Source organism: Caballeronia mineralivorans PML1(12), from assembly GCF_001028175.1.
Taxonomy (GTDB): domain Bacteria; phylum Pseudomonadota; class Gammaproteobacteria; order Burkholderiales; family Burkholderiaceae; genus Caballeronia; species Caballeronia mineralivorans.
Map to the genome: position 1 here is coordinate 15,704 of NZ_AEJF01000159.1, position 11,580 is coordinate 27,283.

Here is an 11,580-nt window from a genome sequence, read left to right on the forward strand (position 1 = left end):
CAGGAGACGCACGACCATGGCATCGCAAGCATTTCTGCAAGCAAGAGACTTCCTGCTACGTCATCGCGACGACTACGCCACCGCGTATAAAGACTTTTCGTGGCCGCAGCTCACGGAGTTCAACTGGGCGCTCGACTGGTTCGATGAATACGCGCGCAGCAACCTTGACCCGGCGCTGTGGGTCGTCGAGGAAAGCGGAGAAGAAACGAAGCTTTCGTATGCGGAGTTATCCGCGAGATCGAACCAGTTGGCCAACTGGCTAAGGCAGCACGGCGTCCAGCGAGGCGACCGGATCTTGCTGATGCTGCCGAATCAACCGGCGCTTTGGGAAACCATGCTCGCGGCGATGAAACTTGGCGCAGTCACCATTCCGGCGACCATGTTGCTCACCCCGGCCGACATTGCCGAGCGCATGGCGCGTGGTGAGGTGAAGCATGTCATCGTGGCGTCGAGTGAGACGGCGAAGTTCGATTCCATCGATAAAGCCAAAACCCGCATCGCGGTTGCGATCCCGCAAAACGCTGACTTGCCCGAAGGCTGGCTGAACTTCGCCGATGCCTTCAACGAAAGCCCGTCGTTCGAGCCCGACGGCAAAACGCTGGCAACCGATCCGCGCCTGCTGTATTTCACGAGCGGCACGACGAGCCGCCCGAAGCTTGTTCTGCATAGCCATCAAAGCTACCCGGTGGGCCATTTGTCGACCATGTACTGGATCGGCCTTAAACCCGGCGATGTCCATCTCAACATCAGCTCGCCCGGCTGGGCAAAACACGCGTGGAGTTGTGTCTTCGCCCCATGGAACGCGGGCGCGACCGTGTTCATCTACAACACGTCGCGCTTTAGCGCCAAGGCCACGCTGGAGGCGCTGGTCAAGCACCAGATCACCACGCTCTGCGCACCGCCAACCGTCTGGCGCATGATGATCCAGGAAGATTTATCGGCGTATAAGGTGCACTTGCGTGAGGTCGTCGGCGCAGGTGAGTCGTTGAATCCCGAGATTATCGAGCGCGTGAAAAGGGCGTGGAACCTCACGTTACGCGATGGTTTCGGCCAGACCGAAACCACCGCGCAAATTGCCAACTCGCCGGGTCAGCCGATGAAGCCGGGATCGATGGGAAGGCCATTGCCCGGCTACCGCATCACACTGCTCGACCACGACGACAACCCCGCGCAAGAAGGCGAGCTCGCGTTGATCCTCGAGCCCAAACCGCTAGGTTTGATGGACGGCTACGTCGACGATCCATCGAAGTCGCAGCAGGCCATGCGCGGTGGCCACTATCGCACGGGCGATGTTGCGTCCATCGACGCCGATGGTTACTTCACCTACGTAGGCCGCGCCGACGATGTCTTCAAAGCAGCGGACTACCGCATCAGTCCGTTCGAGCTGGAGAGCGTGCTGATCGAGCATCCGGCGGTGGGCGAAGCGGCTGTGGTGCCAAGTCCCGACCCGTTGCGTTTATCGGTGCCGAAGGCGTTCGTCGCGTTGCGCAGCGGTTATGAACCAACGAAGGAAATCGCCGGTGAAATCCTGAAGTTCGCCGCGCAGAAACTGGCGCCCTACAAGCGCATTCGACGCATCGAGTTTTACGAATTGCCGAAGACGATCTCCGGCAAGATTCGTCGCGTAGAACTAAGGAAAGCCGAAGAAGCGCGAGGCAGTGACGCACGTCGTGAGAATGAATACTGGGAAGAGGATTTCAGCGCGTAGTACGTAAAAAAACCCCGCAGCGCAGAACGCATGCGGGGCTTCCAAAACTAAATCCAAACCTGAAACCTTACTTACCACCCACGCTCTGCAGCGTCGTCCACTTCCCACCAACGACCTTGTACAGCGTAATCCCGCCGTTCTTCAAATCGCCCTTCGAGTCGTACGCGAGTTGCTTCGACGTCACGCCTGCCATGTCGGTTTTAGCGAGCATCGGCAGATACTTCGCCGGATCGGTGGAGTTGGCGGTCTTCATCGCCGTGAACATCGCCATTGCGCCGTCGTACGCGTACGGCGAGTACGTTTGCACGTCTTCGTTGAAGCGCTTCTTGTACTTGGCCACATAACCCGCGCCACCTGGCATTTCTTCAAGCGGCAAACCAGCAAGCGATGCCACCGTACCGTCGGCTGCATCGCCGGCGATCTTCAGGAACGTGTCGGTCTTGACCATTTCGCCCGCCATCAACGGCGCACGCATGCCGAGCGTCTTCATCTGCTTGACCATCGGGCCAGCTTGCGAATCGGCGCCGCCGTAGTACACGAGGTCCGGATTCATCGACTTGAGCTTGGTCAGGATTGCCTTGAAGTCGACGGCCTTGTCGTTCGCGTATTCACGGTCCACGATCGTCGCGCCCGCCGCCTTCGCCGCCTTCTCGAACTGGTCGGCGAGACCCTGGCCATAGGCCGTGCGGTCATCGACGATCGCGATCTTCTTAACCTTCAGCGTCTTCACCGCGAACTCGCCGGCAACCGAGCCTTGCTGTGTATCGGAGGTCATCATGCGAAACGCGGTCTTGTAGCCTTGCGTCGTGTATTCCGGCGCGGTCGCCATCGCGATTTCGGGAATGCCGGCGTTCGCGTAGATGCGCGAAGCGGGGATCGTCGTGCCCGAGTTGAAGTGACCGAGCATGCCCTTGACGTTGTCGTCCACGAGCTTTTGCGCCACCGTCGTGCCAGTGCGCGGGTCGGCCTGGTCATCGGCGGAATCGAGCACGATGCGAACCGGCTTGCCGCCGATCACCGGCTTGGTCGCGTTGAAATCTTCAACCGCGAGCACCACGCCGTTCTGGAAATCCTTGCCATAGTGCGCTTGCGCACCGGTCATCGGGCCAGCGAAACCTACTTTCACGTCCTCAGCCGTCTGCGCTTGAGCCGTTCCCGCGAGCGACAGTCCGGCGATAAACATCGCGGCTGCCAGCTTCTTCATCGTGTAATCCATAAACTCTCCTGATTCCCATGTAAGTGGCAGCGTGTGCCGGGATCGCCGTGCTTGCTGCCGTTTGTTTGAGCCGGCCGGCCGTGCTGAATACGGCTCAGCCGATCGTCATCAAATTCGCATTGCCGCCTGCGGCCGCCGTGTTCACGCTCACCGAGCGTTCCGTCAGCAACCGTTCGAGCGCGTAGTCCTGCTCGCCGTCGTGAGCGTCGTCGGCGAATGCTCCCGCCGGCACGCCCTGCACCGAGACAATCGGTCCCGGGCGTTTTGCAACGTCCTTCACCAGCGCCATTAATTCGTCGCTATCGCCTTCGAACAAAACCGCATCGAAGGTCGCATCCTGGTTCTTGCGCGTCGAAGCATACGCCTTGAGCGACGCCGGCAACGCGGCCACGAGTTGCTCACCCGCCGCGCCGGAAAACAGCGCTTTGTTGCCGGTAGCCAGCACGGCGGCGAGTTGCGCGCGGGCGCCGCTTGCCGTCGATGCCACGCAGAGAACCATTCCGCGTGCGCCGAGCGTGTACGTGTTGCGCTCGCCGGTCGGGCCGGCCAGCACGGCGGTTGCGCCAGCCATCACGTGTTGCAGATGGCTTTCGCACCGTGCGGCCGTCTGCGGATCGCGCTCGGCGATGGCCCAGTCGCGCAATGCGGTCAGTGCAGCCGGCGTTTCGTTCGACGCTGTCTCGTCCACGATCAGCGCGCTTTCCAGCGACTTCGGCAAACCCGTCGGACGCTTGGCAAGGAGCCGCTGCAAGTACAGCGCGCCGCCCGCTTTCGGTCCCGTGCCCGACAGACCTTCGCCGCCGAACGGCTGCACGCCGACCACCGCGCCGATCACGTTGCGGTTCACATAGATGTTGCCCACGTGCGCACGGCTGACCACGTGCGCGATGGTTTCATCAATACGCGTATGGATGCCCAGCGTCAGCCCATAACCCGTCGCCTTAATTTGGTCGAGCAGTTTATCAAGATGCGCCCGACGATACCGAACCACGTGCAGGACCGGCCCAAACACTTCGCGCTTTAACTCATCGATGGAATCCAGTTCGATCAGCGTCGGCGGAACGAACGTGCCTTGTGTGCAGCCATCGGGCACGGGAAGTTGCACGACGTTGCGGCCCTTCTCGCGCATCGATGCCACGTGCGCGTCGATGCTCTGCTTCGCTTCGGCATCGATCACCGGGCCGACATCGGTGGAGAGGCGGTCGGGATTGCCCATCGCGAGTTGCTGCATCGCGCCGGTGAGCATCTCGAGCGTGCGGTCCGCGACATCGTCCTGCAGACACAAAACGCGCAGCGCCGAACAGCGTTGACCGGCGGAATCGAAGGACGACTGCAACACGTCCGCGACCACTTGCTCGGCCAGAGCGGACGAATCGACGATCATCGCGTTCTGCCCGCCCGTCTCCGCGATCAGCGGAATCGGCCGGCCATCGGGATCGAGCCGTTCGGACAAGGTCTTGTTGATCAAGCGTGCGACTTCGGTCGAACCGGTGAACATCACGGCGCGCGTGCGCGGATCGGCGACCAGCGCTGCACCCACGGTTTCGCCATTGCCCGGCAGGAGTTGCACCGCGCCCGGCGGCACGCCGGCTTCGCGCAGGATGCGCACGGCTTGCGCGGCGATCAACGGAGTTTGTTCCGCTGGCTTCGCGAGCACCGGATTACCTGCAGCAAGCGCAGCGGCCACTTGTCCCATGAAGATCGCCAGCGGGAAGTTCCACGGGCTGATACAAACCACGGGACCCAGCGGACGATGCGTATCGTTGGAAAACTCGCTGCGGATCTGCGCCGAGTAATAACGCAAGAAATCGATAGCCTCACGAATCTCCGACACCGCATTCGCCAGCGATTTCCCCGCTTCGCGCACAACCAGACCCATCAGCGTATGCATCTGCGCTTCGAGCAAGTCAGCGGCGCGGGCGAGGCAATCGGCGCGCTCATCGATGGGCGTCGATTGCCAGATCGGCGCGGCGGCAACAGCGTTGGAAATCGCCAGAGCGACTTGCTCCGACGAGGCCTCAACGACCGTTCCAACCAGATCGCGCAGGTCAGCGGGATTGCGGACATCGCGTGCAACGCCTTCCACCACATCCCCTGTTTCCAGCATCGGAGCCGCGCGCCACGGATGATTCGCGCTCGCCAGCAACGCCGACGACAGCGACGCCAGCCGATGCTCATTCGACAAATCGAAGCCCATCGAATTGGGGCGCTCGCTGCCGTACAACTGACGCGGCAGGGCAATCTTTGCATGAGGCAAACCGAGCGGCGTGAGCTTGGACGCTTCGTCGATGGGATCCTGCACGAGCTCGCTCACAGGAATGGTTTTATCGGCGATGCAGTTCACAAACGACGTGTTCGCGCCGTTCTCGAGCAGGCGGCGCACGAGATACGCGAGCAGCGTTTCATGCGTGCCAACAGGTGCATACACGCGACACGGCCGGTTCAGCTTGTCGCGCCCGGTGACTTCTTCGTACAACGGCTCGCCCATGCCATGCAAGCACTGGAACTCGTACTGACCGGGGTAATAATTCCCTCCGGCGAGGTGATAGATAGCGGACAACGTGAACGCGTTGTGCGTAGCGAATTGCGGGTACACGGCATCGGGCGCACCGAGCAATTTCTTCGCGCAGGCCACATACGAGATGTCCGTGTAGATCTTGCGCGTATAGACCGGATAACCTTCGAGGCCATCGACTTGCGCGCGCTTGATTTCCGAATCCCAGTACGCGCCTTTGACCAGCCGAACCATGATCCGGTGACGACTGCGACGCGCGAGATCGATCAAATAATCGATAACAAACGGGCAGCGCTTTTGATACGCCTGCACCACAAAACCGATGCCGTTCCAGCCGGCCAGTTCGGGATCGAAGCAAAGCGCTTCGAGCAGATCGAGCGAAATTTCGAGCCGATCGGCCTCTTCCGCATCGATGTTCAGGCCAATGTCATAACGCCGCGCGAGCAGCGCCAGCGCTTTCACGCGCGGCAGCAACTCGGTCATCGTGCGTTCCTGCTGCGAGCGCGAGTAACGCGGATGCAGCGCGGAGAGCTTGATCGAAATGCCCGGGCCTTCGTAAATACCGCGCGATCCCGCCGCCTTGCCGATCGCGTGAATCGCTTGTTCATACGATGCGTAATAGCGAACGGCATCCTCTTCGGTCGTCGCGGCTTCGCCGAGCATGTCGTAGGAATAGCGAAAACCACGCGCTTCGAACTTGCGGCTATTAGCGAGCGCTTCGGAAATCGTCTCGCCGGTGACGAATTGCTCGCCCATCAACCGCATGGCCATATCGACGCCCTTGCGGATCAGCGGCTCGCCGCCACGCCCGATCAAGCGCGTCAACGCCGATGACAACCCGGCCTCGCTATTCGTCGTCACCAGCTTGCCGGTGATCATCAGGCCCCACGTCGCGGCGTTCACGAACAGCGACGGCGCCTGGCCCATATGCGAGCGCCAATCGCCCTTGCTGATCTTGTCGCGGATGAGCGCGTCGCGCGTGGCCCGATCGGGAATGCGCAGCAGGGCTTCCGCCAGACACATCAGCGCGACGCCTTCCTGGCTGGAGAGCGAAAACTCGTGGATCAGCCCTTCGACACCGCCGCCTGTTTGCTTCTTGCGCAGCGCCTCGACGAGCTTCGTCGCCATCGCATTCGTTTCACTGGCGACACCAGCCGACAAGCGCGCCTGACCGATCAAGAACGGCACGCATTCCGGCTCCGGCCGCCGGTACGCCGCGGTAATCGCCGCGCGCAACACGGATTGCGGTTGCACGTTCTGGGCGAAATCCAGGAAGGGATGAGGCGCGCCGTCTTCTTCAGACTCGGCGTGCGCGGAGGATTCCAGCGTATCGGCTGAACCGATTGCACCGGACAGTTCGGGTGGCAACTGTCCATGTTCGATGCGTTCGAGATACGCGAAGATGGCTTGCTTGATGAGCCAGTGCGGCGTGCGTTCGAGGCGCGTGGCGGCGTCTCTCAGGCGGGTGCGCAGCAGATCGTCGACTTTGACGCCCAGGGTGGTGCTCGCCATATATCCGTCCTTGCCGGAATCGGGAACCGGCGATAGCTTGAAAAGTGGCCGAATCGTAACCCGCTCATAAAAAAGGTGCAACCACCATTTCGAGATGGGTTGCACCTTGTAAAAATCCTTGTGCAACAAGGGATTACGGGTAATTGAGGATGGCGCCGCGGGTGCCGTGTGCTCTAGGATTCCGCGTTTGATAAATTTTTTGAGTTACCCCTAATTAATTGCTGCCTGGTGCCGATAAGAACTGGTACGGCCATACCAGCGATGAAACTTTGCAGGCCGTCTTACAATCAGCCGCGCGGTTTCGGGGAGAAGGGAACATGAGCACCTTGATGATTTTTTGCAGTATTTGGGCGATGTGTGCGCTGTGCGTGGTGCTGTTCATCCGCGGCGCGCATCCGCACGTCGAGCGCCCCGAGGATGGGACCCGCGACGATGGCCACGACATGACGGTCGGCGGCCTGGCGGTTGCACGCGTGCAGGGGTCGGATGGCGGACGCGCTGGCTGAAGCTGGCTGAATCCGAAGCGTGCTTTAGATATCGAGCGGATCGACTTCGACATTCCATCGGATCACGCCTTTGACCTTCAGGCTGCGCAACGCCGGCTGCCAGGCCCGCAGCGCATTCTGCAAAACCGCCCGCGACGCGCATTCCAGCAGCAACTGTGCGCGATGCACGTTAAACACCTTCACGATAGTCAGCGGCACCGCGTCGTACACCGTCACGCGCTCGGCGCCGGCCAACCCGGTAAACTCCGCCGCCGCGGCCCCTAGAAAGTCGAGCGCCGCCTCCAGCGTGCGCCCTTCGGCTCGAAGCATCGCCTGATAGACGAACGGCGGTAAATGCGCATCGCGGCGTTCGGCCAGCGTGGAGTTCGCAAAACCGACGTAGTCATGCCGGGCCAGCGCGTGATAAAGCGCGTGCCGCGCATAGCGCGTCTGGATCATCACTTCGCCCGGCAATCCGGCACGCCCCGCCCGCCCGCTCACCTGCATCAACTGGGCAAAAAGCCGCTCGCTCGCCCGGAAATCGTGGGAGAAAAGCGCGGTATCGGCGTTGAGTACGCCGACCAGCGTCACGCGCTGAAAGTCGTGCCCCTTCGCGATCATCTGCGTGCCGACCAGGATATCGACCTCGCCTGCGTGGACATCGGAGAAAAGAGCTTGCGCGCTGCCTTTGCGCCGCGTGCTGTCGGCATCGATACGTAACACCCGCGCGCCCGGCACCGCTGTCGCGAGGGTTTCTTCCACGCGCTGCGTGCCACGGCCCATTGGCGCGATATCCACATTGCCGCAGTCCGGGCAGGATTTAGGAATCCGCGATTCCCACCCGCAATGGTGACAACGCAAGGCACGCTCGGGCTTGTGAAGCACAACGTAGGCGCTGCATCGCGGGCAGCCGGCGACCCAGCCACAGGCGTCGCAGGAAAGGATGGGGGCGTAACCGCGCCGGTTGAGGAACACGAGGCTTTGCTCGCCGCGTTCCAGGCGCGTTTTCATCGCGGCGATGAGCGGCCCCGACAACCCCTCCACCGATGCCCGCCCGCGCTGCCGCTCTTCCTCCAGGTCGATCAACCGGACGCTCGGCAGAACCGCTGTCGCCACGGCGCGACGCGTCAACGTCAGTTTGGTGTATCGGCCCTGCTCTGCCTGCCACCAGCTTTCTAAAGACGGTGTCGCCGACCCCAGCACAACCGCAATGCCAAGCTCCTTCGCACGATAAACCGCGAGATCGCGGGCCGAATATCGCAAGCCTTCCTGCTGCTTGTAGGCGGGATCGTGTTCCTCATCGACGACAATCAACGACAGCTTGGGCAGCGACGCCAGGATCGCCAGCCGCGTCCCGAGCACGAGCCGCGCGCGACCGGTGTGAGCTGCGAGCCAGTTGCGCGCGCGCTCGCCTTCCGCCAGCCCGCTATGCATCGTGACGATGGCGCCTTCCGGCAGCGCGGCAAAACGCGTGCGAAACGCGGCTTCGAATTGCGGCGTGAGATTGATTTCCGGGACGAGCACGAGCGCTTGCGCGTCAGGACGCGCGCTCAGCAAATCGGCCAGCGCGTGGAGATAAACCTCGGTTTTGCCGCTGCCGGTCACACCGTGCAGCAGGAACGCCGCGAAACCCTGCGCACCGCGGATGGCATCGACGGCATCGGCCTGCTCGGCGCTCAGTTGCGGCAAAAGCGCGTCGCTCGCGTGCAGCGCGGCCTTTTCGATCTGCGGTGCCAGCGCGATGTCTTGCTCGGCGACATCGCCCGTTTCCAGCGATACCCATCCGCGCATTTGCCATTCATCAAGCGTCGCGCGCGCTTTGGGATGCAGTGCGCGAGCGTCGGCGGCGGGCAACGTCGGGCTGGCAGCGAGCGCTTCGGCGAGACGGCGCAGTGCAGTCGCGCGCGCCGGCAACGCATCGGGCAAACTCGCGCGCCCCTCCGGCATCAACCGATACCGCTCCTCCGGCGCCAGCAATTTCGCCCAGCGCGAGGCGTCACGCAAAACCTGCGGCAACGCGGGTAGCGCCACCTCGCCCAGACCGCGCTGGTAATACTCGGCCGCAAACAGCGTCAGTGCGCGCCATTCCGCCGCCAGCGGCGCGAGCGTGCTGCAAATGGCTGCCACATCGCGCAGCTTGTCCAGCGGCACGTCGCTACGATCCGTCACCTCACAAATCATGCCAACTGCATCCCGGCGGCCGAACGGGATCCGTACCAGCATGCCGGGAAGCGGCGTGGGTGCCAGGTCGTATCGATAGTCGAAAAGCGTCGGCAAAGGATGGTCCAGCGCGACCCGGACAAAGAGGCTCAATTGCCGCACCCGCTGCAAGTCAGGCTGCCGCAACCCTTCCACCTGAGTATCGGGCTGTCCGGCGCGTAGTTAAAGTGAAACATCACAATCGACGCTAACCTGCGGATTATTTTTGAGATTTCGAAGCTTTCCACAGGCCTGTGGATAACTTTGTTGAGAACTTTGATTGACAGGGACAAAAAGTGGCGATCTCGCTTGTTGTGTGCGGTAGCCCACATTCAGTTTTGAAACTGAATTTCTCTTATTAATCATGTATTTGAAGACACAAAACATGCCTTCATCAGGGCCCTTAGGTCTGAATTGAAGATTGCGCGCCGCAACGTACAAAATGTGCATAAGTCAACTCTTGACATTGGCGGAACGGCCAATCTACGGGCATTTCGAGCCACTTTTGTCTAACCGGTCAAACGTTTGACGGAAACTTTTCGTGACGCAGGGCAGCAATCTTTTTTGACCAAACGTCAGTTCTTTGCCCGAATGGCGCGACTATGCCGATGCACTTCATCGACGAGTTCTGCCACGTTCTCTGGACGCGTGAACTGGGAAATACCGTGGCCCAGGTTGAAGACATGGCCCGGAAAATTCCCGAAACTGTCGAGCACGGCGCGCGCCTCGGTGCGAATCACGGCCGGCGATGCGAACAGCACCGACGGATCGATATTGCCCTGCAGCGCAACACGATCGCCCACTTTCTCGCGCGCCTGGCGCAGGTTCACGGTCCAGTCGAGGCCGACCGCGTCCACGCCGATTGCTGCGATCTGTTCGAGCCACAAACCGCCACCCTTCGTGAACGTGATCACCGGCACTTTGACGCCGTCGTGCTCGCGCTTCAATCCCGCGACCACCTTCGCGATGTAATCGAGCGAGAAGCGTTGATAAGCGCCGTCTGCCAGGGCGCCGCCCCAGGTGTCGAAGATCATCACGGCTTGCGCGCCCGCTTCGATCTGCGCGTTCAGATAAGCGACGACTGCCTGCGCGTTGATATCGAGGATGCGATGCATCAGGTCCGGGCGCGTATAGGCCACTGCCTTGACCGTATGGTGATCGGGTGATCCGCCGCCCTCCACCATGTAGCAGGCGAGCGTCCATGGGCTGCCCGAAAAGCCGATCAGCGGTACTTTCTGGCGGCCTTGGGCGTCGGTGAGCTCGCGGCGGATTTGCGATACCGCGTCGGTCACGTAGCGCAACGTGGCGTCGATATCCGGCACGTGCAGCTTGGCAACGTCCTCTTCCGTGCGCACCGTGCGCTCGAATCGCGGACCTTCTCCCTGGACGAAATTCAGGCCGAGGCCCATTGCGTCGGGGATGGTCAGGATGTCCGAGAACAGGATGGCGGCGTCGAGCGGGAAGCGTTCGAGGGGCTGAAGCGTAACTTCCGTCGCGTAGTCGGGATTGGTGGCGAGGCCGAGGAAGCTGCCGGCACGCGAGCGAGTCGCGTTGTATTCGGGCAGGTAGCGGCCGGCCTGACGCATCAGCCAGATTGGCGTGTAGTCGGTCGGCTGGCGCTGCAGCGCGCGCAGGAAGGTGTCGTTCAGGAGTGTGGAAGGCACGTGGCTTGGGGCGTTGGGCAAAGGGTCATTCTACCGGAGGTGACAGCGAGGTTTGACCTTCCGGACAGGGAGCGCCGCCAATGTTCAACGACGCCGGCAGTCGATATCATCGGCGGCTCAAATGATCTTTCGAGGAGTATCGATGAGAGTTTTTGCCCTTGGTTGCGTATCGCGTCGAGGCGTCCTTGGCACCGGTGCTTGCGCCCTGCTGCTCGGCTTCGCGATCGGCGCGCGGGCGCAAACCGTGCAGGCCGGCAGTATCACGGCAGCGCCCGGCGCCG

Annotated in this window: 6 protein-coding genes; 2 read left to right on the forward strand and 4 right to left on the reverse strand. The window is 61.7% G+C overall.

Annotated elements, in window-relative coordinates; translation table 11 throughout:
* The first annotated feature begins 16 nt into the window (after positions 1–16).
* Positions 17–1,708, forward strand: coding sequence for an AMP-binding protein (locus EOS_RS26635; RefSeq protein WP_047895183.1), 1,692 nt, complete (start codon positions 17–19; stop codon positions 1,706–1,708).
* A gap of 67 nt (positions 1,709–1,775) precedes the next feature.
* On the opposite strand, the gene EOS_RS26640 is transcribed toward EOS_RS26635, so the two are convergent.
* Both EOS_RS26640 and putA read right to left on the reverse strand, forming a co-directional pair.
* Entirely contained in the window at positions 1,776–2,924 is a 1,149-nt protein-coding gene (locus EOS_RS26640) for a branched-chain amino acid ABC transporter substrate-binding protein (protein ID WP_047895184.1), read from the reverse strand.
* Between the two features lie 94 nt (positions 2,925–3,018).
* The gene (gene putA, locus EOS_RS26645) at positions 3,019–6,951 is read right to left on the reverse strand and encodes a trifunctional transcriptional regulator/proline dehydrogenase/L-glutamate gamma-semialdehyde dehydrogenase (RefSeq protein ID WP_047895188.1); all 3,933 of its coding nucleotides are present in this window, start codon (positions 6,949–6,951) and stop codon (positions 3,019–3,021) included.
* Between the two features lie 317 nt (positions 6,952–7,268).
* Here putA and EOS_RS26650 point away from each other — a divergent pair, with 317 nt between their 5' ends.
* Positions 7,269–7,457 (forward strand): hypothetical protein, encoded by a 189-nt coding sequence (locus tag EOS_RS26650; protein WP_047895185.1) that lies wholly within the window; start codon positions 7,269–7,271, stop codon positions 7,455–7,457.
* Between the two features lie 24 nt (positions 7,458–7,481).
* Here the strand turns inward: EOS_RS26650 and EOS_RS26655 are convergent, their stop codons facing one another.
* Together EOS_RS26655 and hemE are read right to left on the reverse strand one after the other, a co-directional pair.
* Positions 7,482–9,749, reverse strand: coding sequence for a primosomal protein N' (locus tag EOS_RS26655; RefSeq protein WP_047895189.1), 2,268 nt, complete (start codon positions 9,747–9,749; stop codon positions 7,482–7,484).
* Positions 9,750–10,210: 461 nt separating this feature from the next.
* Positions 10,211–11,299 (reverse strand): uroporphyrinogen decarboxylase, encoded by a 1,089-nt coding sequence (gene hemE / locus EOS_RS26660; RefSeq protein ID WP_047895186.1) that lies wholly within the window; start codon positions 11,297–11,299, stop codon positions 10,211–10,213.
* Between the last annotated feature and the right edge of the window lie 281 nt (positions 11,300–11,580).

Bases quoted from the DNA above. Each gene is read 5' to 3' on its own strand.
- EOS_RS26635 (WP_047895183.1), top strand. From the start codon at position 17: ATGGCATCGCAAGCATTTCTGCAAGCAAGAGACTTCCTGCTACGTCAT.
- EOS_RS26640 (WP_047895184.1), bottom strand. From the start codon at position 2,924: ATGGATTACACGATGAAGAAGCTGGCAGCCGCGATGTTTATCGCCGGA.
- putA (WP_047895188.1), bottom strand. From the start codon at position 6,951: ATGGCGAGCACCACCCTGGGCGTCAAAGTCGACGATCTGCTGCGCACC.
- EOS_RS26650 (WP_047895185.1), top strand. From the start codon at position 7,269: ATGAGCACCTTGATGATTTTTTGCAGTATTTGGGCGATGTGTGCGCTG.